The organism is Hominiventricola sp. (assembly GCF_057604405.1).
The window spans coordinates 315824-342475 of sequence record NZ_DBLYVB010000001.1 but is presented as its reverse complement, the minus strand read 5'-3'; the positions used below and the strand labels follow the sequence as shown (position 1 = coordinate 342475).

Genomic DNA, 26652 nt, shown 5'->3' with positions numbered 1-26652 from the left:
ATGATACTTGAGATGAGACGCGCCCTGGAAGAACTGGGAAAAGGGGAACATCAGGGATACCGTAAGTTGTATGATGCAACATATGAAGAAGTATACTGCAGAAACCTGATGATTCTTCAGGATGAAAAGCAGACCGCAGATTTTATGGAGACCTTTTATGCTGCGTTCTTTGAAAATGCAGGAACCATGGCAATTCCGGAGCAGCCGGAACACTGGTTCTGGCAGAAATATTATCAGGAAATGCGAAAGAATTATCATCAGCTGCTCAGTGCACAGGTAAAAGGCCAGCACTGCGGAAAGAGCACACTGGCAGCAGTTCCGGCAGCGCTGCCGCTTCTGCACAGAATTCTTCTGATGATGTCTTTCCAGGATGAATTTTCCGGCAAAGAGATTTCTGAGATTTTCGGACTTCCGGAGGAAAAAATAGAGTCAGAGCTTGGAAAGGTGAAAAACCTTCTGCCGAATCTGACAAAGAATCAGCCGGAAAGAGAAACTGTTTACACCAGTGACTGGAGAATACTGATTGCAGCAGCTTTTCGCCAGGTATTGACTGCGGAATCTGACCAGTGGGTAGACGGCATCTATGAGCGTGCAGCAAACGCAGCAGGTGTAAAGGCGGAGGAGACTTCTGCCAAAGAGGATGATTTTGATTACTTTGTGGCAGATGTAGAAGTAGAGCCTGAGAAGCCGAAGAAGAAAAAGGCTGCTCCGGTAGTAGAAGAGCCGGAAGAGGATGACGAGGAAGAAGACGCCGACGACGAAGACGAGGATGATGAGGACGACGAAGATCTCGACGACGAAGACGACGAGGATGACGAAGATGAGGATGACGACCGTTATGACTGGGATCTGGAAGATGATAACAAGAAAATGGTCATTATCGGTGTCATTCTTGCATTAGTTATTGTGGCAATTGTTGGTTTTGGTGTGAAAACATTTCTGGACAAAAGCAAAGGAAATGATGCATCTGTGACAACGGAACAGGAAGCAGAGGATGACCAGGAGGGCGATGCAGAACTGGTGATTCGCGGAGATGGCGACAGCAGCTCTGATGACAGCAGCGAGGCTGAGAATCAGCAGACAGAAGAGGCGGATTCTTCTGAGGAGGAAACTCCAGAAGAAGAACAGCCGGCGGAAGAAGAACCTGCAGAGCCGGAGACTGTAACCATGAAGGTAAGCGCAAGCTCTGTTAATGTCCGCAGTGAAGCGAGCACGGACAGCAGCATTGTAACCAAAGTGACCAACGGTGAGACGGTGGAGGTTGTAGGTGATGCATCTCAGGAGTGGGTACAGATCCGCTGCACTGAGCAGGATGGAAAAGAAGGCTATGTGAAGTCTGAGTTCCTGACTGCAGCTGAGTAGTTCAAACCGGAATAGAAGCAGAAGAACCTGCTCATACTATCAAAAACAGTATGAGGAGGTTCTTTTTTTATGAATCTGTATCTGCCAATCACTTATATTTACGCAAGAGAAATCCTGGATTCCAGGGGGAATCCTACGGTAGAAGCGGAAGTTATTCTGGACGGCATCCATAAAGGCCGGGCGTCGGTTCCTTCAGGGGCATCTACCGGGCGGTTTGAAGCAGTGGAGCTGCGGGATGGGCAGGAGCGGTTCCTTGGACTGGGCGTGGAGAAAGCCATTTCCAATGTGAATACAAAGATTGCCAATGTACTGCTGGGAGAAAATGCCTTGAATCAGGGGTATATTGACCATCTGCTGATCGATGCGGATGGTACGGAAAATAAGTCCAACCTGGGAGCAAACGCCATTCTGGCGGTGTCTGCGGCGGTGGCGAAAGCAGCGGCAGCAGCCCTTGGCGTGCCTCTTTATCAGTATCTGGGAGGCGTGGGGACGGACGTCATGCCGGTTCCCATGATGAATGTCTTAAATGGAGGACGTCATGCGGCCAATTCCCTGGATTTTCAGGAGTTTATGATTATGCCGGTGGGTGCCTGCTGTTTCCGGGAAGGACTGCGCATGGGAGTGGAAGTGTATCACAAACTGAAACTGCTGCTTGCAAAGGAAGGCCTTTCAGCAGCGGTGGGAGATGAGGGCGGATTTGCCCCGGATCTGAAAAATGCAGAGGAAGCATTCTGGTATCTGAAAGAGGCTGTGGAAGAAGCAGGATATGAACCGGGAACGGATTTTGTATTTGCCATGGATGCGGCAGCCAGTGAACTGGTGAGTGAGAAGAGTGGCCGGTATGAATTTCCGGGCGAGGCGAAAGAAGGAGGTCATCTGGTGAGCAGAAGTGCAGAAGATCTCATTGATTATTATGAAGCGCTGGCAGAAAAATACCCACTGGTATCTGTGGAGGATGGTCTGTCGGAAGATGACTGGGACGGCTGGCAGCTTATGACAGAACGGTTAGGCGGGAAGCTTCAGCTGGTGGGGGATGATCTCTTTGTGACGAATACAAAACGTTTGGCCTGCGGGATCCAACTGGGAGCAGCCAATGCGATTTTGATTAAACTCAATCAGATTGGTACGCTGACAGAATCTCTCAATGCGATCCATATGGCACACAGGGCTGGTTACCGGACAATTATTTCCCATCGAAGTGGAGAAACCTGCGAGAGCTTGATTGCAGACCTTGCTGTGGCGGTTGGTGCCGGACAGATTAAGACAGGGGCACCCTGCCGGGCAGAGCGGACGGAGAAATATAACCAGCTGCTGCGGATTCAGGAGGAACTGGGAGAACTGGCTTCCTACCGGAACCCTTTTGCAAAAGAGTGACAGATTATAGATTGCAATCCAGGCCGGGAATTGGTACACTGAATAGCGGTAACAGTTACGAGGAGAAAAATCTATGAGAAACATCATACTTGCTTCCGGCTCACCGAGACGGAAAGAACTGCTGGCACAGGTCGGAATTTCTTTTGAGATCGTGAAAGCAGAGGGAGAAGAAATCATTAATACCACGGTACCGGAGGAGGCAGTAAAGGAGCTGTCCCGGCAGAAAGCACGGGAAGTGGCAGCACGGACCGACGGAGATGTGGTGATTGGTGCAGATACGGTAGTGGTGGCAGATCATGAAATCCTGGGAAAACCAAAGGATCAGGAGGACGCTGTGCGGATGATCCGGATGCTGCAGGGACGGACCCATCAGGTACTGACCGGAGTGACGGTTATTTTGCGGGATGGAGCCAGGAAAAAAGAGATCTGTTTTGCAGAGACTACTCACGTGCATGTTTATCCCATGACAGAAGAACAGATCCGGGATTATGTGGCAAGTGGAGAACCTATGGATAAGGCCGGTGCTTACGGCATCCAGGGACTGTTTGCGGCTTATGTGTCCGGCATTGAAGGTGATTATAATAATGTGGTAGGGCTCCCGGTAGGGCGGCTCTACCAGGAGGTGCTGGCAGCAGGCATCGATCTTAGAAAATAAGGAAACATAAGGAGACAGAAGATGAGATTTGTAGTACAGAGAGTAACCCATGCATCCGTAACCGTAGACGGCAATGTCATTGGAAAGATCGGACAGGGATTTATGGTGCTGATCGGCGTGTCTGATGAGGACACAAAAGAGACCGCAGATAAAATGGTGAAAAAACTGCTGGGACTCCGCATTTTTGAGGACGAGAACGGCAAGACCAATCTGGATATACATACAGTAGGCGGAAGCCTCCTTTTGATTTCCCAGTTTACCCTGTATGCGGACTGTAAGCATGGCAACCGTCCCAGCTTTATCAAGGCAGGTAAGCCGGACATGGCAAATGAAATGTATGAATACATCATTGCAAAGTGCCGGGAACAGGTAGAAACTGTGGAGACCGGGGAGTTTGGCGCAGATATGAAGGTGGAGCTTTTAAACGATGGACCCTTTACTATTCTTCTTGATTCCGATCAGCTTGCATAAATGGGGAATCTATGGTAAAGTGTTGACAGAGTAAGCGGACGGTGAAAGTATGCAAACTGTACCGCAAAGAAACAGACAGAGGTGCTATATGAAGCGTGTATTACTGAAACTGAGCGGTGAGGCTCTCGCAGGGGAGAAGCACACCGGTTTTGACGAGGCGACCTGCGTACAGGTGGCAAAACAGGTAAAGGAAGTCTGCGACAGCGGCGTGCAGGTAGGCGTAGTTATCGGCGGTGGCAACTTCTGGCGCGGAAGAACCAGCGAGAACATCGACCGTACCAAATCCGACCAGATCGGAATGCTGGCAACGGTTATGAACTGCATTTACGTGTCCGAGATTTTCCGCAGTGTCGGCATGAAGACGAAGGTATTTACTCCGTTCACCATGGGACCCATGGCAGAGATGTTTACCAAGGATGCAGCGGTAGAGTGTCTGGAGAAGGGCGTGGTAACCTTCTTCGCAGGTGGAACCGGACATCCGTATTTCTCTACGGATACCACGACAACCCTCAGAGCCATTGAGATTGAAGCAGATGTCATTCTGCTGGCAAAAGCAGTGGACGGTATTTATGACAGCGATCCGAAGCTGAATCCGGATGCAAAGAAATATGACGAGATTTCCATCCAGACCGTCATCGATCAGAAGCTTGGAGTGATGGATCTGACTGCTTCCATTATGTGTATGGAGAACAAGATGCCCATGATGGTATTCGGGTTAAATGAAGAGAACAGCATTGTGAATACATTAAAGGGAAAATTTTCCGGAACGAAAGTAACGGTTTAAAGGGAGGACTTATTCATGGACGAGAGATTACAGGTATATGAGAGCAAAATGACCAAATCCTTTGATGCACTGGGAAGAGATCTGGCAGCTATCCGTGCAGGACGTGCCAATCCGCATGTGCTGGATAAAATTAAAGTAGATTATTACGGAACACCGACCCCGCTGCAGCAGGTTGGAAATATTTCTGTTCCGGAGGCAAGAATCATCCAGATTCAGCCGTGGGAAAAGAAAATGATCAAAGAGATCGAGAAAGCCATCATGACTTCTGAGCTTGGCATCAATCCGACCAACGATGGTTCTTCCATCCGTCTGGTATTCCCGGAGCTGACAGAGGAGCGCAGAAAACAGCTTGCAAAGGATGTAAAGAAGAAAGGTGACGAGGCAAAGGTTGCCATCCGTAACATCCGCCGTGATGCAAACGAAGCATTTAAGAAGATGAACAAGAACAATGAGCTGACTGAGGATGACCAGAAAGATCTGGAGACCAAGGTGCAGAAGATGACGGACAAATATATTGCCGACATCGACAAAGCCATTGAAGAGAAGACAAAAGAGATTATGACCGTATAAGGCATGCGGTGAGGGAGGCTGCTGTCGGAATGGAGAAAGTGTGGGAAATATTGAGCTTTCTTCCCGGCGGCAGCCTAAAATACGTTTTAAGGAAATGTGGAGGATGAAATAATATGAAGATTCCGCAGCATGTAGCCATTATTCTGGACGGCAACGGCCGCTGGGCAAAGGCAAAGGGAATGCCCCGTAATTACGGACATGTCCAGGGTGCAAAAAATGTGGAGAGAATCTGTGAAGAAGCATATAATATGGGGATTAAATATCTGACGGTCTATGCTTTTTCCACGGAGAACTGGAAGCGCAGCAAGGATGAAGTGGATGCCCTTATGACACTGCTCCGCAATTATATGAAAACCTGTGTCAAAACAGCAAAGAAGAATCATATGAAAGTCCGCGTCATCGGTGATAAGACCGGACTGGCACAGGATATCCAGGACAGCATTGCAAAACTGGAAGAAGAGTCCAAAGATCAGGACGGATTAAATTTTACCATTGCCATCAACTATGGAAGCCGTGATGAGATCCGCAGAGCCGTGACGAAGATTGTGGAGGAAGGTATCCGTCCGGAGGATATTACGGAGGAGACGATTTCTGACCATCTGGATACGGCAGGCATCCCGGATCCGGATCTTCTGATCCGTACCAGCGGAGAGCTGCGTCTTTCCAATTACCTTATGTGGCAGCTGGCGTATACGGAATTTTATTTTACAGATGTGCCGTGGCCTGATTTTAACAAGGCAGAACTGGAAAAAGCCATTGAAAAATATAACGGCAGAGATCGTCGTTATGGGGGAGTGAAGGAAGAATGAAATCATTTTTAACCAGACTGGGAAGCGGAATCCTTCTGGTGGCAATCATTTTGGTGACTGGTGCCTATGGCAGCTGGCCTCTTTGGATTGCGGTGACGCTGGCCGGCTTTGTGGGACTGCATGAATTTTACCGGGCAGTGGATATTCAGAAAAATGATCTGCTCTGGTGGATTGGTATGATCGGAACCGTTATGTGGGCATTTATAGAGTGGATTGTCTGCGGAGGAGATCTGGCATGGAAAGAAAATCTGTGGATGACTCTGGTTATTACCCTGATGCTGTTTCTGGCTGTTTATGTATTTTCTTTTCCGAAGTATGATACCCGGAAGATTACGGAAGCCTATTTTGGAATTCTGTATGTGCCGGTCATGTTGAGTTTTATTTACCAGACCCGGATGCTGGAGGATGGCTTTCAGCTGGTATGGCTTATTTTCTTAAGCGCCTGGGGCTGTGATACCTGTGCCTACTGCACCGGTGTGCTCATTGGCAAACACAAGCTGGCGCCGGTGTTAAGCCCGAAGAAATCCATCGAAGGTGCCGTAGGCGGCGTGGTGGGCGCTGCCCTTCTTGGTGCTCTGTTCGGTGCACTGGCAGAGGGAGATCCGGGACTTTATGCGGTAATCTGTGGAGTCGGCGCGGCTGCCTCCCAGATCGGTGATCTGGCAGCTTCTGCGGTGAAGAGACAACATGATATCAAGGATTATGGAACCCTCATCCCGGGACACGGCGGTATTCTGGACCGGTTTGACAGCGTTATTGTGACCGCGCCCATGATTTACATTCTGGCATTATATTTTAACCATTAATTGGAGATTCTACAGGAGAGAAGAACGATGAAGAAAGTAGCAATATTAGGTTCCACCGGTTCCATCGGTACCCAGACCCTGGAAGTGGTACGGGAGAACGGAGATCTTCAGATTACCGCACTGGCAGCAGGCGGCAACGTTGATCTGATGGAAAAACAGATCCGGGAATTTCATCCGGTTCTGGCGGCTATGTGGACCGAGGAAAAAGCAAAAGAATTACGGGATCGGGTAAAGGATCTTCCGGTAAAAGTCGTATCCGGTATGGATGGACTTCTGGAAGTGGCAACAGACCCGGCATCTGAGATTCTGGTAACGGCTATCGTCGGTATGATCGGTATCCGTCCGACCATTGCAGCCATGAAAGCGGGAAAAGACATTGCGCTGGCAAATAAAGAGACTCTGGTAACCGCAGGACACATTATCATGCCGCTGGCAGAAGAGTGTCATGTGAAAATTCTCCCGGTGGACAGCGAGCACAGCGCCATTTTCCAGTGCCTGAACGGTGAGCATAAGGATCAGCTGAAGAAGATTCTTCTGACGGCATCCGGCGGCCCGTTCCGCGGAAAGAAAAAAGAAGAACTGAAAAATGTCCAGGTGGAGGACGCACTGAAGCATCCCAACTGGTCCATGGGAAGAAAGATTACCATTGATTCGGCAACTCTGGTCAATAAGGGACTGGAAATGATGGAGGCCCGCTGGCTCTTTGGTGTGGAGCCAAAAGATATTCAGATTGTGGTACAGCCGAAGAGTATCATCCATTCCATGGTAGAGTTCGTGGACGGCGCGGTCATCGCGCAGCTTGGCACACCGGATATGAAACTTCCGATCCAGTATGCCCTGTATTATCCGAACCGCCGGCATCTGCCGGGAGATCGTCTGGATTTCTGGACACTGAATCAGATTACTTTTGAGAAGCCGGATATGGAGAACTTCCCGGGACTGAAGCTGGCCTTTAATGCAGCGGCAGCAGGCGGCACTATGCCGACAGTCTACAATGCAGCCAATGAGCGTGCAGTTGCCAAATTCCTGGATCGCAAGATCGGTTTTCTGGATATTCCGGAAATCATCAGAAGCTGCATGGAAGAACATAAAGTGACAGAGAATCCGACAGTAGAGCAGATTCTGGAGACAGAAGCGGCAACCTATGAACTGATTGAGAGCAGGTGGTAGATTGAGTATCATTTTTGCACTGATTATTTTCAGTGCCCTTGTGCTGTTCCATGAGTTGGGACATTTTCTCCTGGCGAAGCGGGGCGGGATTGCGGTGACGGAATTTTCCCTTGGCATGGGACCAAGACTGTGGAGCCATGAGTGGGGTGGAACCCGGTATTCTCTGAAGCTGCTTCCATTTGGCGGTTCCTGCCTGATGGTGGGAGAGGATGGAGACAGCGACGAAGAGGGATCCTTTGGAAGTGCTTCCGTCTGGACCCGGATTTCCGTAGTGGCGGCAGGTCCCATCTTTAACTTTATCCTTGCCTATCTGATGGCCATGATCATTGTGGCAGGAGTGGGTTATGACAGTACCGTAATCAATGTCATCCCCGGTTCCGCAGCGGAAGCAGCCGGCATGGAGGATGGTGACCAGATCACCAGTATCGGCGGCAGTCACACTTTTCTGTACAGGGAAGTAAGCCTCTACAGTACCCTTCATCAGGGACAGACCGCAGAAGTAACCTACAAAAGAGACGGCGAGAGCTACAAAGTGACTCTGACGCCGCTTCAGAGTGAAAATGGAGCTTACCTCTATGGATTCTCCAAATCTGTTTACCGGGATAAAGGAAATGTGTTCCAGGTGTTCGGCTACAGTGGGGCGGAAGTCCGCTACTGGATGAAAGCCACGGTGGAGAGCCTGTCCATGCTGGTGCGCGGACAAGTGGGCTTAAATGAAATGTCCGGTCCGGTTGGCATCGTGGATGCCATCGGTGAGACTTATCAGGAATCCCGTCCGGATGGCTGGTTCTATGTGGCTATGAATCTGCTGATGATGGCAATTCTCCTAAGCGTCAACCTGGGGGTCATGAACCTCCTGCCCATTCCTGCGCTGGATGGCGGACGGCTGGTCTTTCTGATTATTGAAGCTATCCGTGGAAAGGCACTTCCGACGGAGAAAGAGAGTATGGTACATTTCCTTGGTTTTGTATTTCTCATGGGATTGATGGTGCTGATTCTTTTTAATGATGTGTATAAGATTTTTTTAAGATAAGAAATGAAAATGAGAGCGTCTGCGGGTAACCGCAGGCGTTTTTTGCTCAAAGTGTGTGCTGATAATGTATTTCTAGTATCGAATGGAAGAAGGAATCTGGTGGGATATAAGAAGAGGTGAAATAAAACGGGACTTTTTGTAGTCCCGTTTTGTGTATAAGAAAAATTTTTAATAAAAAGGAAACATTATAGGCATTAAAAAGATCGTTATTACGGCAAGAATAAGTGCCAGAGGAGTTCCACATTTCAAGTAGTCTTTAAAAGTATAACCACCTGGTTCAATAATCATGATCTGACACGGTGCAGCCATTGGTGTCATAATGGAGATACAGCTTGCAGTAAGTACACCGACAACCGCTGCTCTTGGATCAATTCCTATTTTGAGACATGCAGATGTAACCAGAGGAATAAAAATAGTCAGGGTTGCCAGATTTGACATTACCTGTGTCAAAAGGAAAGGAATTGTAAAAAATACCGCCATTATAATATATGGATTTGTTGCATTTCCGAGAAGGTGGATCATAAGGTCTGCTACCAGATCGCCGGCACCGGTTACTTTAATTGCATCGGAAAGAGCAAGCACTCCGGCAAATAAAAAGATAGTCGGTTGATGGATGGATTCCAGTGCTTCTTTTTCTGAAAGTACTCCACTAAGTACAAGAAGAACTGCACCAATACAGGCTATCAGGTACATTTTGACACCAATTACATTTTCAAAAAGCATCAAAATAATAGTTGCTAAAACGATAATAAGTGCAATTTTTTCTTTGAAAGGATCTAATTTGTCAGAGCCGTTTTTATTATGTACACTGTCATCAAATTTACTGTTGTCTATATCTGGCATTAATTTAGAACCGAAGAAGACCATGTAAGCAATTGCTACTATGAGCAGCGGAATTCGTGCAATGGTAAAATCCCATACATGTAATGAATGAGGGGCACCGCCTTTCATCATAATATCATTCCATGTCATATTGCTGGCACCCTGACCGAGAAAAGTCATGGAAGTAGCAACATTTGCACATGCCATTGCGGGAAAAAGTAATTTGCTCCGGCTTGTCCCGATATCGTTAGCGATTCCGACAAGGAGCGGAATCATGATGGCTGCAGTTGCAGTTGCATTTGTAATGCAAGCCAGAAGCGAAGCTGCCAGACAGGACAAAAAAATCAGCATACGCGGATTTTCCTTATAGCGTATTACAAGATTTTGTGCATGGTCAATCAGGCTCGTTTTTGTGAGTCCGGCACCAATAACAAACATGGCGACAAACATGATGACATTGGTGTTAATGAATCCACTGAATGCTTCAGCAGGTGTGCGAACCTTGGTAATTATAAGGGCAAGAATAATACCTGATGAAATTACAGAAAAGGGGATTTTACCGGTTGCAAAAGCGATGATAGTAACAAGTAAAATAAGCAAAGTAATCTGCAATGGTGTCATTGTTTTTCTCCTATTATATATGATAATTTTTTAACATTATTATAATTGTATAATAGAGAAGATATGAAGTACAGTTCATTATTTTCAAAATATATGTAGTTTAAATTGATATTATTTGACGTAGTTACGGATAATCTGACTTAGTATCTGTATTTCTTTACAGAAAATATTATCTTTCATATAAATCAGATTTAATTCCGTATGTAAAGGATGCTCACCAATAGAAAGAGGACGAATCCTGTCTGAAAAAATATTATTAAAGATCATATGGTCAAGTGTGATCATGACAGCCTGATTGAGAGCAACACAGGTAAGTCCTGTTCTGGTTCCACTAATCTGATATTTAATATTTGGCATTAAATGACTATCAGCATAAAGAGCATCTGCTTTCTGACGAAATGAAGTTCCAGGAAGTAACATTACATTTTCTGCCTTGGCACACTCTTCCATATTGATCCATGGATAAAGGAAATCCTTCCGGGGATGGGCTTTTTTTATGAGTGGATGATTTTTTCCTACTGCAATCACTGTTTCGCAGGTTTTGATGAGAGAGTATTTGTAATCGGAATTCCGGTTATCGGTTGTGGTCAGGATTACATCCGCTTTCTGCTTTTGCAGCATTTTCATCAAATCTGCGGAAGGATGTTCTTGCAGAATAATTTTTATTTCGGGACAGTTCCTCTGAAATTCCGGAAGCACTTTGTCGAGGACAACTGTAGAAAAAGATGGCTGCACACCAATACGGATGACTTTGTGACTGACATTGGAAAAATGCTGCATTTGCAAGTCTAGTTCCAGCTGGAGTTTTTCGATTTCTTCACATTTTTGAATATAGTATTTTCCGGCTTCAGTTGGCACAAAACGCTTTCCGATTCGATGAAATAAAAGTACGCCCAGTTCAGTTTCTCTTGTCTGGACAAATTTACTTAAAGCAGAGGGCGTAATGTAGAGCTTGTTTGCGGCTTTGGTAATTCCACCACAGCGTCCGACTTCCAGGATATAGTGTATGTTTTTGTCCATGAAAATGAAAATTCCTTTCAAAGTTGTTGTCTTAAAAATCATAGCGCACAAACCGGTAAAAAAGCAACCCTTATATCTACGCTGTAATATTAATGTATTTTTTTATCATCGGGAAACATATTATCAGTTCCATGTAAAACATCAAAATAGATGAATTATCTGTTCAAATCGGCAGAATGTAGATTTCGGATAAACGGAGCCTCTTTCTCGCGTCAGCGGTGTAAGAGGCTCGCACCAGCGGTGCGCTGTCCGTTTATTGCTTGTTTATAGGTTCCATATTTCGCATATTTTTGCCGTTCATTTCCAGACGGTAAGCTCCGCTGAGTAAGCGTGCAAGGCACGCTTCTGCGTAGGTATGATCCTGAAACATATCATACCAGGAAGATACCGGAAACTGAGAAATCACAAGGATGGATTTGTGGGGATCCCTGCTATCAAATACCTCAAACAGGTTACGGCACTTATTTACATCCATGCTCATTAATCCAAAGTCATCAACAACAAGCAGATCATATCCGGCATAGATTGACAGTTCTTCCTGATAGTTGTCCAACTTTTCAGCCTTGGATAATTCGTTTATCATCTGGCTTGCTTTTATATACCTGGCTGTTTTGAACTGGCGCAGGGCACAGATACTTAACGCATTAGCAAGATAGCTCTTACCGGAACTGGTCTTTCCTGTGATGACAAGATTTTTGCCTTGTTCGATCCATTCACATTTAGAAAGTTCCTCTATGATGTGTGCATCTAACTGTCGTTCTGGATGATAAATGGTGTCATCCAGATCCGCAGCAGGATATTTAAGAGTGGCCTTTTTTATAAAGCGGTTCAGCTTCTTGGTATACCGCAGATTCCATTCGGCATCGACAATACGTTGAATTTTTTCTCTGAACGGAAGAAGCTCTGCGTTCGGATCGGCCAGTACCTCTTCCAATGCCTCTGCCATTCCGGAGAAGCGCATACTTTTCAGTTTATTACAGATTTCATAATCCTCTATGGAAAGTGAAGGCTTATCGATCATTGATACTCCTCCTTTCCGCGCAGGTTACTGTGTTCCGGAAGCTTATATACAGAACCTTCAGAAAGATTGTTCTTTTCGTTTTTCAAAAGTTTTTTGAAATAGGAATACCTGCAGGCATTGCTTTCCACACATATTTTTGCGATGTCCTCTAGTATCAGTTTCGGGAAGTCTTTACACATATGCAGGATGCCATTGCAGCTGTTGTATGCCTGCTCTTCGTGCTGTGGTGCAAGTAATACCGTATCAATAAGCTTCGCCATATATGGAACGATACTGGTAGCCCAGCGCCTGTAGTAAGCACCATCTTTTGAATTGACTTCTTTGTAATATTGTGGCATTGCATCTGTTCGCCAGAGATGGTTACGAGGCTGTCTCAGTCAGCCAGATAGCAGGAGAACTTGATATGACAAAAGGGGCATTGTACCGTCATTACAAAAGCAAAAGAGATATTTTTGACTGTATTGTACAACGTATGGAGCAGCAGGATGGTGAACAGGCAGGAGAATATGATATGCCACAAGAGGATAAAGAGAAAATGCCTGAAAAGTATGAGACAGTATCATTGGATGATTTTGTGGAATACAGCAAGTCCATGTTTGAATACTGGACAGAGGATGATTTTGCATCATCGTTTCGGAAGATGCTGACAATAGAGCAGTTTCGCAGTGAAGAGATGCAGAATTTATATCAGCAATATCTGGTATCCGGACCGGCAGACTACGTGAAGGATCTGTTCAAAAATATGGAAATAAAAAATCCGGAAGAGAATGCAGTTAAATTTTATGCAAATATGTTTTTCTATTATAGTGTATATGATGGAGCAACAGATAAGACGAAAGCAAAATGTCAGTTTAAACAGATGATGGACAAAATTGTAGAAGAAATGAAGCAGTAATATAAGAGCCAGACGCTTAAGACGCAGAGCTGTTAATTCTGATACTGAAAAATCAGGATTATCGGTTTTTATCATAGTTTTTAAGAGAGGACATAAAAGAAATGGAAAAAAGTAATATTATGATTCGTTTAGAGAAAAAGGAAGAGTATCAGAAAGTAGAAAATCTGGTAAGAGAAAGTTTTTGGAATGTGTATCGTCCGGGATGCCTTGAGCATTATGTATTGCATCAGCTCAGAAATGATCCGGAATTTGTTCCGGAACTGGATTTTGTGATGCTTCTTAAAGAAAATGATGAAGATGGTAAGCTGATTGGTCAGAATATGTTTATGAGAACGAGTATTAAATCGGATGATGGAAGATATATTCCAATTATGACGATGGGACCAATCTGTATCAAGAATGAATATAAGCGGAAAGGATATGGGAAAATCCTGCTTGATTATTCATTGGAGAAAGCAGCAGAGAATGGCTGTGGAGCACTATGCTTTGAAGGAAATATTGATTTTTACGGTAAGAGTGGATTTAAACTGGCAAGCGAGTATGGTATCCGATATCATGGATTGCCGGAAGGGGAAGATGCATCATTCTTTTTGTGTAAAGAACTTGTACCGGGGTATCTTAATGGGATTACTGGAGAGTATGCAACACCAGAAGGCTATCTTGTAGATGAGCAGGAGGCAGAAGAGTTTGATAAGCAGTTTCCATATAAAGAGAAAAAGAAACTGACGGGACAGTTATTTTAGCGAAGTGGTTCGTGAATATCCGCTTCACATGCAGAGAACAGGAGGAAAAAAATGTAATGAAAAAGTATTTGATGGAACAGAACAGGAAACAGAAATAGTTCCGCGCCAGTTCCTGTTTCACGTCGCCACAACAAGCTTTTTTACGTGAAATGGGCCAGAAACGGGCTTCGTTGGCTGATAGTTCCACATTTTTCAAAAAAGGCAGGAAATTTTTTGGCAAGTTGGGTGCAGAGATCCACGTCCCGGTCCGGGACACATAACCCCAGAGCCCACGCCCGAACCCGGTCAATAAAGTGCGGAACCCCAGAACCACCTCTTTCCAAACCCACAGGGATGTGCTATAATATAATGCTGTATCGGGCAAATCCAGCCAGGATTTGCCCGAGCTGTGTAAGGAAAGAAAGAGAAAGGCAGAATATCCTGAAAACCAGGAATTTCTGAACAAGGTAATTGATAGCATGAAATTAGGTATCGTCGGACTTCCAAATGTAGGAAAAAGTACATTATTTAATTCTCTGACCAAGGCAGGAGCGCTGTCTGCAAACTATCCCTTTGCAACAATTGATCCGAACGTTGGCATCGTATCTGTTCCGGATGAGAGAATTGTAAAACTGGGCGAGCTGTATCATACAAAGAAAGTAACACCGGCTACCATTGAATTTGTAGATATTGCAGGTCTGGTAAAGGGTGCCAGCAAAGGTGAGGGACTTGGCAACCAGTTTCTGGCAAATATCCGTGAGGTAGACGCCATTGTTCATGTGGTACGCTGCTTCGAGGACCCGAATATCATTCATGTGGATGGTTCCATTGATCCGGCAAGAGATATTGAGACGATTAACCTGGAGCTGATCTTCTCTGATATCGAGATTCTGGACAGAAGAATTTCCAAGATCGGAAAACAGGCAAAGATGGATAAAACCTATGCCAAAGAACTGGAACTGGTAGAGGCTGTCAAAGCGCATCTGGAAGAGGGCAAGATGGCAAGAACCTTTGAGGTGCCTGATGATGAAGACGATCAGCTGTGGTTTAAGAATTACAATCTTCTGACTGCAAAACCGACGATCTATGCAGCCAACGTAACAGAGGATGATCTGGCAGATGACGGAGCTTCCAATCCACACGTAGCAAAAGTAAGAGAGATGGCAAAAGAAGAAGGCGCAGAAGTATTTGTCATCTGTGCACAGATTGAGCAGGAACTCTCTGAACTGGATGAGGATGAGAAGAAAGAATACCTGGAGGATCTGGGTGTAGAGTCCAGTGGACTTGACAAACTAGTGGCAGCAAGCTACAGCCTTTTGGGACTGATCAGTTTTCTGACTGCAGGAGAAGATGAGTGTCGTGCATGGACGATCAAGAAAGGTACAAAGGCACCGCAGGCAGCAGGTAAGATTCATACAGATTTTGAACGCGGATTTATCAAGGCAGAGGTTGTGAACTATCAGGATCTTCTTGATAATGGAAGCCTTTCCGCAGCGAGAGAAAAGGGAATCGTCGGCATGGAAGGAAAAGATTATGTGGTTAAAGACGGTGATGTGATTCTGTTCCGCTTTAATGTATAAACAGTTACCGGGAACGGAGTATGGTTGAGCTTAACTGTAAATGTCGAAAAATGTCGATAGAATCCGGTTGCAAAAGATTCGTGCAGAAACTAAAATAAAAGCATGAATCGTACCGGGCGATTCATAAGGAAAGGATTACTCATCGATGAACATGTCAATTAACTTTCCGCATCTGGGGATATACCTGGATCATGTGGGAAAATTCATTTCTGTGTTCGGCTTTCCGGTTGCGTACTATGGAATTATCATGGGATGCTCCATTTTGTTAGGATTGTTTCTGGCAGAGAGGGAAGCAAAGCGGACGGGACAAAATCCGGACACATATACAGATCTGGTGATCTATGCCATTGTGGTCTCCATTATTTGTGCACGGGCATATTATGTGATTTTCTCATGGGACAACTATAAGGACAATCTGCTCAGCATTTTTAATCTGAGACAGGGCGGAATCGCGATTTATGGAGCTGTGATCGGAGCTGTGCTGACAGTCTTTGTGTACAGCCGTGTGAAAAAGCAGTCTTTTACACTGATGCTGGATACGGCATGTATCGGACTGGTTGCAGGTCAGATACTGGGACGCTGGGGTAATTTTTTTAACAGAGAAGCCTTTGGCGGATATACGGACGGGCTGTTTGCCATGCAGCTTCCTGTTAGTGCAGTGCGTGCACATGAGATCACTGAGCAGATGTGGGAACATGTGCAGATCATCGGAGGAGAGCAGTTTATACAGGTACATCCGACTTTTTTGTACGAGTCACTTTGGAATCTGGTCGTGATTTGTTTTCTCTACTGGTACCGGACGCGAAAAAAATTTCAAGGTGAAGAGTTCCTGATGTACCTTCTGGGATACGGAATGGGACGTATCTGGATTGAAGGCCTTCGGACAGATCAGCTTCAGATCGGGGGGACAGGCATCCCTGTTTCACAGCTTCTGGCAGGTGTCCTGATATTGTTTTCTCTAGCTATGATTATAAGGGGAAGAAATCGTTTGAAAACAAAGGAACTGACAGAGAAGAATGAACATTAAACAGGCAATTGAAGAACAGCGTAGTGTGTTGGACAAAATGGCGGAGAATGCCACTCATCTGACAGAACTTCTTGAGGAGGCCAGAAAAATGGACCGCCTCATAGAAGCATACGAAACGGAAGTACACACAACTGCATAAGGACAAAAAATGCCGTGGAGCAGATAAATGCTCCACGGCATTTTTTTGGAAAAATTCCGAAAAATGGAAGCTGAAAATCATAAGAAATTCTTAAGATTGTATTGATTTTTGGAAAGATAGGGGGTATTATTAACAAGTAAGTGGAGAAAAGTGGTGCATAATGGTTCCTAAGTGGAATAAAGTGGAGGAACCGACAGTGCGAAAGAGGGTGAAGACGCATGTTCATGGGCGAGTACAGACATACGGTAGATCCCAAGGGCAGGCTGATTGTTCCCTCCAAGTTCCGCGAACTGCTTGGTGCAGAATTCGTCGTGACAAGAGGACTGGATGGCTGTCTTTTTGTGTATCCTATGGATAGCTGGGAAGCCTACGTGGCAGACCTGAAAAAACTTCCCCTTACAGACAAAAATGCCCGGCTTTTCATGCGTTTTATCGTGGCAGGAGCCACTACCTGCGAGCTGGACAAGCAGGGACGAATTTTACTTCCTGCAACCCTTCGTGAATTTGCAGGACTGGAAAAGGATGTACTGTTAGCCGGAATGCTGGATCATATTGAGATCTGGAATGAGGAACGCTGGAAAGAAAATGCAGATTTTGGTGATATGGACATGATTGCCAGCCATCTGAATTATTTGAACAACAAGGAGTGAGTACAGACACATGGAATTTAATCATTATTCTGTCATGCTACATGAGACTATCGAAGAACTTCATATTCAGCCTGACGGAATCTATGTGGATGGGACGCTCGGGGGCGGTGGACATGCATATGAGGTCTGCAGCCGCTTATCGGATCGGGGTCATTTTTATGGAATTGACCAGGATGCAGCGGCAATTCAGGCAGCAGGGGAACGGCTTTCTGGTTTCGGGGAGAAAGTGTCTATTATCCGAAGCAATTACTGCCAGATGGTGCAGGAGCTGAAAACCAGAGGTGTTACCGGAGTAGACGGAATTGTTCTTGATCTGGGAGTGTCTTCCTATCAGCTGGATGAAGCGGACAGAGGGTTTACTTACCGGGAAGATGCGGCGCTTGATATGCGGATGGATCAGCGGCAGGATAAAACAGCGAAAGATATTGTAAACGGTTACAGCGAGATGGAGCTGTTCCGGGTTATCCGTGATTACGGAGAAGATAAATTTGCAAAAAATATTGCCAAACATATTGTACAGGCAAGAGAGAAGAAACCAATCGAGACCACAGGAGAGCTGGTAGAGATTATCAAGGCTGCAATTCCGGCAAAGATCCGGATGCAGAAAGGCCATCCGGCCAAGCAGACATTTCAGGCCATCCGGATTGAGCTGAATCGGGAACTGGAAGTGTTGAGGGATTCACTGGATGACATGATTGATTTCCTGAATCCAGGTGGAAGACTGTGTATTATCACTTTCCATTCTCTGGAGGATCGAATAGTAAAAAATGCATTTCGGAAAAATGAACATCCATGTACGTGCCCGCCGGATTTTCCGGTATGTGTATGTGGAAAGGTTTCCAAAGGCAGAGTGATAACAAGAAAGCCTATTCTTCCGGGAGAGAGGGAGCTGGAAGAAAACAGCAGGTCAAAAAGTGCCAAGCTGAGGGTTTTCGAAAGGGCATAAAATAAAAGAGTGATATGGGAGGAATACGGCATATGTCCACAGGAAGAAGACGTGGAGTGATAGAAGGTAATACTGTACGGAAGATACAGCCATCACAGCGGCCATATATTGAGCAGCATCCGCAGAGAAATGTACGGCATCATGCAGAAAAGGTATCTTATGTAAATATTCTGTATACCATCTTTCTGGCGGCAGCGGCCTGTATGGTTTTGTGGTCCTGCGTGAATTATTTACAGCTGCAGGCGGAGACGACCAGCCGGATGAAACATATTGCATCACTGGAGACGCAGCTGGAAGATCTGAGAAAAGAAAACGATGACCATTATACGAGAATTATGACTTCCGTAGATCTGGATTATATCAGAGATGTAGCCATTAACGAACTGGGCATGGTGTATGCCGGACCGGATCAGGTTGTTCTGTATGATAATGGAACAGATGACTATGTAAGACAGGACGGAGATATCCCATCAGATCATTCCAGTCTGAAGGATAAGGTTCTTGGAAAAGATGGAGAATAGGAGTATTCAGTGTCGACACGCAGAAGACATCATCATTTGACGAGAAGACAGAAGATAACTTTAAAAATGAAACGTAAATTAGCACTATTATTTGTCGTAATAGTGCTGATTTTAGTTGGAATTATTGTACGTCTGGTTTATATTAACCGGGTGAGCGGAGAACAGTATACGAAAAAAGTTCTTGCACAGCAGGATACCAACAGTACGACACTTCCCTACAAACGAGGAGATATTTATGACCGGAACGGCACTGTGCTTGCCACCAGTGAGAAAGTATACAACGTGATTCTCGATCCGGGTGTCCTGTGGGAATATCATGATGAAGATCCGGAAAAGGATTATCTGGAACCAACTCTTCAGGCATTGGTAGAATGTTTTGAGATGGATCGGTCTGAACTGGACACCATTATGTCAGAGAAGAAGAACAGCCATTATGTGATGCTGAAAAAAGAACTGACCAAGGACGAGGTACAGTCTTTTGAGGATAAGCAGAATGAGAAGGATGACAAAGGGAATAAAGTCAACCGAATAGAAGGTGTCTGGCTTCAGGATACTTATATCCGTCGTTATCCTTACGACTCTCTGGCATGTAATGTCATTGGTTACACTGTATCCGGAAATGTGGGGCAGTATGGTATTGAGCAGCAATATTCCGACACTCTGAATGGGGAGGACGGAAGGAGCTATAATTACCTGAATGAGGATCTGGAGCAGGACAAAACAATAAAAGCAGCAGTGGACGGAGAGAGTGTTGTTTCCACTGTTGATGTAACCCTGCAGAAAATCGTGGAAAAAGCAATTGACGATTTTCAGGAAAAATATACAAATGCAGCCCGCGAGGGGGATGGAAGTAAGACGGCAGCAGCCATTATGATGGATCCTAATACAGGTGAAGTGCTGGCCATGGCGAGCAACCGCCGGTATGATCTGAATAATCCTTATGATGTGGTGGCAAATGGACTTTATTCGGAAGAAGATGCAGCAAATCTTTCAGAAGAAGACCGGTTAAATGCGCTGAATGAACTGTGGAGAAATTTCTGTGTCAGTGATACTTATGAGCCGGGTTCTACAGCAAAACCAATTACGGTGGCAGCAGCGCTGGAGACAGGAGTCGTACATGATGGAGATACCTTCCTGTGCGATGGAAATCAGACCGTCGGTGGACACACCATCTGGTGCGCAAAGAAGATAGGGCATGGTATTATTGATCTGGAAGGCTCATTGAAATTCTCCTGTAATGACGCTTTGATGCAGATTGCAGCGAAACTGGGAGAAGAAAACTATTCCAAATATCAGAACTTGTTCAATTTTGGTTTGCGGACAGGCATTGACCTTCCGGGAGAGGCAAGAACAGACAGCCTGATTTATTATCCGTCAGATACGGCACCCAGCGAGAATCTGATTATGGGTTCTACAGACTTGGCGACCAATTCTTTTGGGCAGAACTTTAACGTGACGATGATTCAGATGGTATCTGCATTTTCTGCGACCATTAACGGAGGCTATTATTACCAGCCCCATGTGGTGAAAAAGATTCTTTCCAGTGATGGTGGTACGATAAAGAATGTGGAACCGGTGCTTTTGAGAACACCTATTTCCACGAAGACATCAGCACTGATCCGTCGTTATTTGTACAACACTATGTATGGCCCGCAGGACGCCAATGGAAATAATGCGACTGGACGCAATGCCAGAATTGCCGGATATGCCATGGGTGGTAAGACCGGTACCGCAGAGAAGATTCCGAGGGATAAGACGAATTATGTGGTTTCCTTTATTGGATTTGCACCGGTGGATCATCCGCAGGTAGTGCTTTATGTGGTTGTGGATGAACCGAATGCAGTAAAGCAGTCCACCAGTTCCTTCGCGCAGGAAATCTGGAAAAATATTATGAAAGAAGCGCTTCCGTACCTGAATATTTATCCGACAGAGGAAATTCCGGATGATATGAAGGATGAGGTGGAAGCGGAGCAGAAGGCAGCGGAGGAAGCTGCGGCAGCAGAAGAATCTTCTGAAGAACCGGAAGATCAGCAGGAAGAAGGCACGGTGGTGGATCCCCAGACAGGAGAGACAGTGACTATGCCGGATCCGGATACTGTTGATCAGGCGGATGATTCTGTTCTGGGAGATTCTCCGGTCAATGAAAATCTGGTGGATACCCAGCCGGAAAATGCGACAGAAGAGCCGCAGGATGATAATCCAACGGAATAGAATGACCGAATAACTATAAAAAGCATTTCATAGAATAGATCTGAGAATCTATGCTGTGGGGTGCTTTTTTGTATTGTAAAACCTTTCATAGAAAGAAAATTTTGATCGTGTTTGGCGTGTGCGTGTTCAGCTTTTTTGCGCTGGCAGGGAGACTTGGCTATCTGATGATTTTTGAATCTGCCTATTATCAGCAGCTGGCGAAAGATCTTCATGAGAGGGAGCGGAGTATTAAAGCGGCCAGGGGCCGGATCATTGACCGGAATGGAACCATTCTGGCAGATAACCGGACTGTCTGCACGATTTCTGTCATACACAGTCAGGTAAAAGAACCGGAACAGATCATTCAGATGCTGACGGAGGAGCTGGGACTTTCGGAAGAATGGGTACGAAAACGAGTGGAAAAGGTCAGTTCCATTGAACGGATCCAGTCTAATGTAGAGAAAGAGATCGGGGATCGGATCCGAAATTATGGCTATGAGGGAGTCAAAGTGGATGAGGATTTCAAACGGTATTATCCTTATGGCGAATTGGCGTCCAAGGTGCTGGGATTTACGGGAAGCGATAATCAGGGGATTATCGGCCTGGAGGTAAAATACGAGGATTATCTGCAGGGAATTCCGGGCACGATTCTGACCCTTACCGATGCAAGAGGAGTGGAGATTGAAAATGCCAAAGAAAACCGGGTAGAACCGGTGGCAGGAAACGATCTGGTGGTGAGCCTTGATTATAATATCCAGTCTTATGCTCAGCAGGAGGCACTAAAAGTCATGGAATATAAACAGGCAGACTATGTGTCCATTCTGGTCATGAATCCGCAAAACGGAGAAATCTATGCCTGTGTCAACGTACCGGAATTTGATCTGAATGATCCGTTTACACTGCCGGAAGATATGGATATTTCCTCCATGACCGATCAGGAAAAGCAGGATGCCAGAAATCAGATGTGGAGAAACCAGTGCGTCAATGATACTTATGAACCGGGATCCACCTTTAAAATCTTTACCTCCTCGGCAGCGTTGCAGTCAGGAACATCCACTTTGCAGGATCAGTATTACTGCCCCGGCTATAAAATTGTGGAAGACCGGCGGATCCGCTGCCATAAGGCGGGCGGCCATGGCGCGGAAGATTTTACCCATGCGATGGAAAATTCCTGCAATCCGGCCTTGATGACGATGGGTTTAAAAATGGGATCCAGGATGTTTTATCAGTATTTCAATGACTATGGGCTGCTCACAAAGACGGGAATTGACATTCCGGGCGAGGCGTCCACCATTATGCATCAACTGGAAAATATCGGGGAAGTGGAGCTGGCAACCATGACCTTTGGACAGTCTTTTCAGATTACGCCGGTGCAGCTGGCAGTGATGGCGGCATCGGTGGTGAACGGAGGACGAAGAGTGACACCGCATTTTGGGGTTGCCATCCAAAACCGGGAAGGCAAGGTGTTAAAAGAACTGGAGTATCCGGTGACGGAAGGAATCGTATCGGAGGAAGTCTCCGGACAGATGCGGGAAATTTTGGAAAAGGTAGTGTCGGAAGGGTCCGGGCATAAAGCCTATCTGGAAGGCTACCGGATTGGCGGAAAGACAGCAACTTCCCAGACACTGCCAAGAAGTGCTCACAAATATATTTCTTCTTTCCTGGGGTTTGCTCCGGCGAATGATCCCCAGGTGCTGGCAGTGTGCATCGTTCATGATCCCCAGGGTATCTACTATGGTGGAACCGTCTGCGCACCGGTGGTAAAAAATATCTTTGCCAATATTCTGCCGTATCTGGGGATAGAAAAAGAACTAGAAAAAGAATAAGAAAAAAGCAGGTAAGGGGAGTCGAACCCCCCTCCTCAGCTTGGGAAGCTGATGTTCTACCGATGAACCATACCTGCAGGATATTTTATATATTACACCTGCCTTGGGCAAAAAGCAAGGAAAAAAGAGGTTGATAATTCACTACGGAAGACGTATACTTCAAAAAGAACGAATGAATGAAGAGGTGTAAGAGAATGATGGATGTAAAGATTGCCCTTCCAGTACTGATTTCTTTTGCGATCAGTGCAGCGGCAGGTCCGATTGTGATTCCGATTTTAAGAAAGTTAAAGGTGGGACAGACGGTCAGGGATGATGGCCCCCAGACTCATCTGAAGAAAAATGGAACACCGACCATGGGTGGTGTGATTTTCCTTCTGGCAGTGCTGATTACGTCACTGATCTACGCGCCCCAGTATCCGAAGGTAATTCCGGTGCTCTTTATGACGGTGGGATTTGGAATTGTTGGTTTTCTGGATGATTTTATCAAAGTCGTGCTTCATCGGTCAGAGGGTCTGACGCCGGGACAGAAGATGGCAGGCCAGCTGGTGGTGACAGCCGTATTTGCTTATTATATGGCAAAGATTTCGGATGTGGGACTGACACTGAAGGTGCCGTTTTTCCCGAATATCAGTCTGAATCCCGGATGGTTATCCATTCCGCTTCTGTTCTTTGTTGTCATTGGAACGGTAAATGGAACTAACTTTACGGATGGACTGGACGGACTGGCTGCCAGTGTAACCGTGATGGTTGCAGTGTTTTTCTCGGTGGTAGCGTTGGGAACCAATGCAGGCATTGCGCCGATTACCCTTGCGGTTGTGGGAGGTCTTCTTGGATTCCTGCTCTTTAACGTGTATCCGGCCAGCGTGTTCATGGGAGATACCGGTTCTCTGGCATTGGGAGGATTTGTAGCATCCACAGCTTATATGATGAATATGCCGCTGTTTCTTCTGCTGGTAGGTATTATCTATCTGGTAGAAGTGCTCTCTGTTATGATTCAGGTGACTTATTTTAAGGTGACTCATGGAAAACGGTTTTTCAAGATGGCACCTATTCATCATCATTTCGAAAAATGCGGCTGGTCTGAGACCCGTGTAGTGACGGTGTTTTCGATTATTACTGCGTTGTGCTGCCTGGTAGCACTGGCAGGAATTTAAGTTCTGAAAGAAAAAAAGATGCATAAACTGGTTAGAGAATTCCTTTTTGCGAAAGGCGGAAGGCATGGATAAGCAAAAAGTCGATAAGGGACTGCTGCTCCTGATTCTGGCGCTTACCATTTTCGGACTGGTGATGCTCTATAGCACGAGTGTATATAATGGCAGGGTCAAATTCGCAGACCCTGCCTATTATTTAAAAAAGCAGTTTTTTGCCACCAGTATTGGCTGGATGGTCATGTATCTGACTTCTCTTGCAGATTACCGGCGGCTGATCCGGCTGGCAGTTCCTGTTTATGGATTGTCTCTCGCACTTTCCACAGCAGTGTTGTTTATTGGAGATGCATATAACGGTTCCAGAAGATGGCTTTCTCTGGGGCCGTTTTCTTTTCAACCGTCGGAATTCGCGAAGCTTACGGTGGTATTGCTGCTGTCCTTTCTTATCAGCCGGAAGGAAAAGCAGATGAAATCCTGGAAGCAGATGTTCCTGACCATCGCGTCGGTTCTTCCTATTGCGGGGCTGGTTGGGACTAACAATTTGAGTACCGCAATTATTATTCTTGGTATTGCAGTGATTCTTGTATTTGTGGCAAATCCGAAGTTTCTTCCGTTTATCGGGCTGGGGCTCTTGGGAATCGTGTTTGCCGGAATTTTTTTAAGTGTAGAATCCTACCGGCTGGAACGGATTGCCATCTGGAGAAATCCGGAGCTCTATGAAAAAGGTTATCAGACGATGCAGGGACTCTATGCCATCGGCTCCGGCGGTATTTTCGGTGTGGGACTGGGGAAAAGTATGCAGAAACTGGGATTTGTGCCGGAAGCCCAGAACGACATGATTTTTTCGATTATCTGTGAAGAGCTGGGGCTTGCAGGAGCCTGTGGTGTTATTTTGCTGTTTGGATTTCTGATCTGGAGATTGATGGTCATTGCCACCCACATCCAGGACCTGTCTGGTACTTTACTGGTGACCGGTGTCATGGGACACATTATGATTCAGGTTATTTTAAATATTGCGGTGGTCACCAACACCATTCCCAACACGGGCATTACGCTGCCGCTCATCAGTTACGGTGGTACTTCGGTGGTCTTTCTGCTGATGGAAATGGGGCTTGTGCTAAGTGTGTCCAGAGAGATGAAAAAGGAACATTGACAGGCAGATGGTGCATATCATAGTATATAGCAGCTGACCTGTTGATGGGTCCGGAGGATATGGATGTGGGTGAAGAAAAACTGTATGTCAGAGGACCTCAGAGAATGCAGGGGGAATTGCTGGTGCAGGGGTCAAAAAATGCGGTACTCCCGATTCTGGCGGCCACGCTTCTGGGAAAAGGAGTGTTCATTCTGCATCACTGTCCCAGAATTACGGATGTGGAACATATGCTGGAGCTGTTGGAAGAGACTGGCTGCAAAGTAAAAAGAGAAGGCCACATGTTGATTCTTGATACCAGAGATGCAGAAAAATGGAAGATCGAAGGGAAAGGCGCGGGAAAGATGCGTTCCACCGTTAATCTGTTGGGAAGTATCCTTGGCAGTATGCATCAGGTGGAAATTCCCTATCCTGGCGGCTGTACCATTGGCAGGAGACCCATTGATTTGCATTTAAAGGGAATGGAGCAGCTGGGAGCGGTATTTGAACGAAAAGAACATACTCTTTGCGGACGTGCAGAGAATCTTCAGGGGGCAGAAATCTATCTTGATTTTCCAAGCGTAGGAGCTACGGAGAATATTCTGCTGGCTGCAGTGACGGCAAAGGGGCAGACCATGATTCATGGAGCGGCCATGGAACCAGAGATTGTGGAACTGGCAGAATTTCTCAGAAAAATGGGAGCCCGTATTCAAGGGGATGGAACGCCGGTCATTTCCGTGGAGGGAAGGGATACACTCTATGCGGCAGAGTATATTGTTCCGTCTGACCGGATTGTGGCAGGTACGTATCTTTTGGGGACAGTGCTTACAGGTGGAGAGACAAGGCTTCTGAATGTTCAGGTGAATCATCTGGGAACATTACCGGAACTTTTGGAAGAACTTGGGGCGGATGTGGAGACTGATCCGGGCAATCACTGGATATCCGTAAATATGAACCGTTCGGTCCGTCCGGTTTCCTATCTGACAACAGCTCCATTTCCAGGGTTCCCAACGGATCTTCAGTCAGTGCTTATGGCAGTGCTTGGAAAATCGACCGGTTTCAGTTTTCTGGAAGAGAAAATTTTTGAAGCACGCTTTCAGGTGGTGCCGGAGCTTCAGAAAATGGGAGCGAATATTCAGGCGGGAGGAGCTTTTGCCCTCATCGAAGGGGTGAAAACTTTTTACGGTGCAGACCTGGAAGCAAAAGAATTAAGAGGTGGCGCAGCCCTTGTTATGGCGGCTCTGGCCGCGGAAGGGGTAAGTTCGGTTAGTGGAATGGAATTTGTACAACGGGGCTATGAAGATTTATGTGGGGATTTAAAAAATCTGGGAGTTGTGGTAAACTACTCATAACCTAAGTGA

General features: G+C 46.0%; 27 protein-coding genes and 1 tRNA gene. 23 read left to right on the top strand and 5 right to left on the bottom strand.

What is annotated here, in order from left to right:
* The 10 genes from ACZMB2_RS01645 (at position 1) to rseP (ending at position 9034) form a co-directional block, all read left to right on the top strand.
* Positions 1–1362 carry an SH3 domain-containing protein gene (locus ACZMB2_RS01645; RefSeq protein WP_487595210.1) on the top strand — a complete coding sequence of 454 codons (1362 nt, stop codon included), beginning with the start codon at positions 1–3 and terminating at the stop codon, positions 1360–1362.
* 69 nt (positions 1363–1431) lie between these two features.
* Entirely contained in the window at positions 1432–2736 is a 1305-nt protein-coding gene (gene eno, locus ACZMB2_RS01640; protein WP_487595209.1) for a phosphopyruvate hydratase, read from the top strand.
* Positions 2737–2809: 73 nt separating this feature from the next.
* Positions 2810–3391: a Maf family protein gene (locus ACZMB2_RS01635; RefSeq protein ID WP_487595208.1), complete on the top strand. Its 582-nt coding sequence runs from the start codon at positions 2810–2812 to the stop codon at positions 3389–3391.
* Between the two features lie 21 nt (positions 3392–3412).
* Positions 3413–3862: a D-aminoacyl-tRNA deacylase gene (gene dtd / locus ACZMB2_RS01630; RefSeq protein ID WP_118769357.1), complete on the top strand. Its 450-nt coding sequence runs from the start codon at positions 3413–3415 to the stop codon at positions 3860–3862.
* Between the two features lie 88 nt (positions 3863–3950).
* Entirely contained in the window at positions 3951–4646 is a 696-nt protein-coding gene (gene pyrH / locus ACZMB2_RS01625) for a UMP kinase (protein WP_118769358.1), read from the top strand.
* Positions 4647–4661: 15 nt separating this feature from the next.
* A complete protein-coding gene (gene frr, locus ACZMB2_RS01620) occupies positions 4662–5216 on the top strand; it encodes a ribosome recycling factor (protein ID WP_487595207.1) in 555 nt (184 codons plus the stop codon).
* Between the two features lie 113 nt (positions 5217–5329).
* On the top strand, positions 5330–6025 hold the full coding sequence (gene uppS / locus ACZMB2_RS01615) for an undecaprenyl pyrophosphate synthase (RefSeq protein ID WP_308458875.1): 696 nt from the start codon (positions 5330–5332) through the stop codon (positions 6023–6025).
* Positions 6022–6831 carry a phosphatidate cytidylyltransferase gene (locus ACZMB2_RS01610; protein WP_487595206.1) on the top strand — a complete coding sequence of 270 codons (810 nt, stop codon included), beginning with the start codon at positions 6022–6024 and terminating at the stop codon, positions 6829–6831. Before uppS ends, ACZMB2_RS01610 begins: the two co-directional genes overlap by 4 nt.
* A gap of 27 nt (positions 6832–6858) precedes the next feature.
* Complete coding sequence (locus tag ACZMB2_RS01605; protein ID WP_487595205.1) at positions 6859–8001, top strand: 1-deoxy-D-xylulose-5-phosphate reductoisomerase; 1143 nt, start codon at positions 6859–6861, stop codon at positions 7999–8001.
* 1 nt (position 8002) lies between these two features.
* Positions 8003–9034, top strand: a complete 1032-nt coding sequence (gene rseP, locus ACZMB2_RS01600; protein ID WP_487595204.1) for an RIP metalloprotease RseP — start codon at positions 8003–8005, stop codon at positions 9032–9034.
* A 168-nt stretch (positions 9035–9202) separates the two neighbouring features.
* On the opposite strand, the gene ACZMB2_RS01595 is transcribed toward rseP, so the two are convergent.
* The 4 genes from ACZMB2_RS01595 to ACZMB2_RS01580 all read right to left on the bottom strand — a co-directional run bounded on the left by ACZMB2_RS01595 (position 9203) and on the right by ACZMB2_RS01580 (position 12856).
* Positions 9203–10477 carry an SLC13 family permease gene (locus tag ACZMB2_RS01595; protein WP_487595203.1) on the bottom strand — a complete coding sequence of 425 codons (1275 nt, stop codon included), beginning with the start codon at positions 10475–10477 and terminating at the stop codon, positions 9203–9205.
* A gap of 111 nt (positions 10478–10588) precedes the next feature.
* A complete protein-coding gene (locus tag ACZMB2_RS01590) occupies positions 10589–11497 on the bottom strand; it encodes a LysR family transcriptional regulator (RefSeq protein ID WP_487595202.1) in 909 nt (302 codons plus the stop codon).
* Between the two features lie 253 nt (positions 11498–11750).
* Positions 11751–12518 carry an ATP-binding protein gene (locus tag ACZMB2_RS01585; protein ID WP_487595201.1) on the bottom strand — a complete coding sequence of 256 codons (768 nt, stop codon included), beginning with the start codon at positions 12516–12518 and terminating at the stop codon, positions 11751–11753.
* The gene (locus ACZMB2_RS01580) at positions 12515–12856 is read right to left on the bottom strand and encodes a hypothetical protein (protein ID WP_487595200.1); all 342 of its coding nucleotides are present in this window, start codon (positions 12854–12856) and stop codon (positions 12515–12517) included. Before ACZMB2_RS01580 ends, ACZMB2_RS01585 begins: the two co-directional genes overlap by 4 nt.
* On the opposite strand from ACZMB2_RS01580, the gene ACZMB2_RS01575 reads away from it, so the two are divergent.
* The 10 genes from ACZMB2_RS01575 (at position 12850) to ACZMB2_RS01530 (ending at position 23014) form a co-directional block, all read left to right on the top strand.
* Positions 12850–13413 carry a TetR/AcrR family transcriptional regulator gene (locus ACZMB2_RS01575; protein ID WP_487595199.1) on the top strand — a complete coding sequence of 188 codons (564 nt, stop codon included), beginning with the start codon at positions 12850–12852 and terminating at the stop codon, positions 13411–13413. The genes ACZMB2_RS01580 and ACZMB2_RS01575 overlap by 7 nt on opposite strands.
* A gap of 101 nt (positions 13414–13514) precedes the next feature.
* Positions 13515–14156, top strand: a complete 642-nt coding sequence (locus tag ACZMB2_RS01570) for a GNAT family N-acetyltransferase (protein WP_487595198.1) — start codon at positions 13515–13517, stop codon at positions 14154–14156.
* Positions 14157–14614: 458 nt separating this feature from the next.
* Positions 14615–15715 carry a redox-regulated ATPase YchF gene (gene ychF / locus ACZMB2_RS01565; protein ID WP_487595197.1) on the top strand — a complete coding sequence of 367 codons (1101 nt, stop codon included), beginning with the start codon at positions 14615–14617 and terminating at the stop codon, positions 15713–15715.
* A gap of 145 nt (positions 15716–15860) precedes the next feature.
* Positions 15861–16742, top strand: coding sequence for a prolipoprotein diacylglyceryl transferase (gene lgt, locus ACZMB2_RS01560; RefSeq protein WP_487595196.1), 882 nt, complete (start codon positions 15861–15863; stop codon positions 16740–16742).
* The gene (locus ACZMB2_RS01555) at positions 16732–16881 is read left to right on the top strand and encodes a hypothetical protein (RefSeq protein WP_487595195.1); all 150 of its coding nucleotides are present in this window, start codon (positions 16732–16734) and stop codon (positions 16879–16881) included. The genes lgt and ACZMB2_RS01555 overlap by 11 nt, the downstream gene beginning before the upstream one ends.
* A gap of 218 nt (positions 16882–17099) precedes the next feature.
* On the top strand, positions 17100–17531 hold the full coding sequence (gene mraZ, locus ACZMB2_RS01550; RefSeq protein ID WP_487595194.1) for a division/cell wall cluster transcriptional repressor MraZ: 432 nt from the start codon (positions 17100–17102) through the stop codon (positions 17529–17531).
* A gap of 10 nt (positions 17532–17541) precedes the next feature.
* The gene (rsmH, locus tag ACZMB2_RS01545; protein WP_487595193.1) at positions 17542–18477 is read left to right on the top strand and encodes a 16S rRNA (cytosine(1402)-N(4))-methyltransferase RsmH; all 936 of its coding nucleotides are present in this window, start codon (positions 17542–17544) and stop codon (positions 18475–18477) included.
* Between the two features lie 32 nt (positions 18478–18509).
* A complete protein-coding gene (locus tag ACZMB2_RS01540; protein WP_487595192.1) occupies positions 18510–18998 on the top strand; it encodes an FtsB family cell division protein in 489 nt (162 codons plus the stop codon).
* A gap of 66 nt (positions 18999–19064) precedes the next feature.
* A complete protein-coding gene (locus ACZMB2_RS01535) occupies positions 19065–21209 on the top strand; it encodes a peptidoglycan D,D-transpeptidase FtsI family protein (RefSeq protein ID WP_487595191.1) in 2145 nt (714 codons plus the stop codon).
* Between the two features lie 50 nt (positions 21210–21259).
* A complete protein-coding gene (locus ACZMB2_RS01530; RefSeq protein ID WP_487595190.1) occupies positions 21260–23014 on the top strand; it encodes a peptidoglycan D,D-transpeptidase FtsI family protein in 1755 nt (584 codons plus the stop codon).
* 6 nt (positions 23015–23020) lie between these two features.
* Here the strand turns inward: ACZMB2_RS01530 and ACZMB2_RS01525 are convergent.
* Positions 23021–23091, bottom strand: a tRNA-Gly gene (locus tag ACZMB2_RS01525).
* 120 nt (positions 23092–23211) lie between these two features.
* Between ACZMB2_RS01525 and mraY the strand changes: the two genes are divergently transcribed.
* The 3 genes from mraY to murA all read left to right on the top strand — a co-directional run bounded on the left by mraY (position 23212) and on the right by murA (position 26643).
* Positions 23212–24168, top strand: coding sequence for a phospho-N-acetylmuramoyl-pentapeptide-transferase (mraY, locus tag ACZMB2_RS01520; protein ID WP_487595298.1), 957 nt, complete (start codon positions 23212–23214; stop codon positions 24166–24168).
* A gap of 64 nt (positions 24169–24232) precedes the next feature.
* Positions 24233–25315, top strand: coding sequence for an FtsW/RodA/SpoVE family cell cycle protein (locus ACZMB2_RS01515; RefSeq protein WP_487595189.1), 1083 nt, complete (start codon positions 24233–24235; stop codon positions 25313–25315).
* A 44-nt stretch (positions 25316–25359) separates the two neighbouring features.
* Positions 25360–26643: a UDP-N-acetylglucosamine 1-carboxyvinyltransferase gene (gene murA, locus ACZMB2_RS01510; RefSeq protein ID WP_487595188.1), complete on the top strand. Its 1284-nt coding sequence runs from the start codon at positions 25360–25362 to the stop codon at positions 26641–26643.
* The last annotated feature ends 9 nt before the right edge of the window (positions 26644–26652 follow it).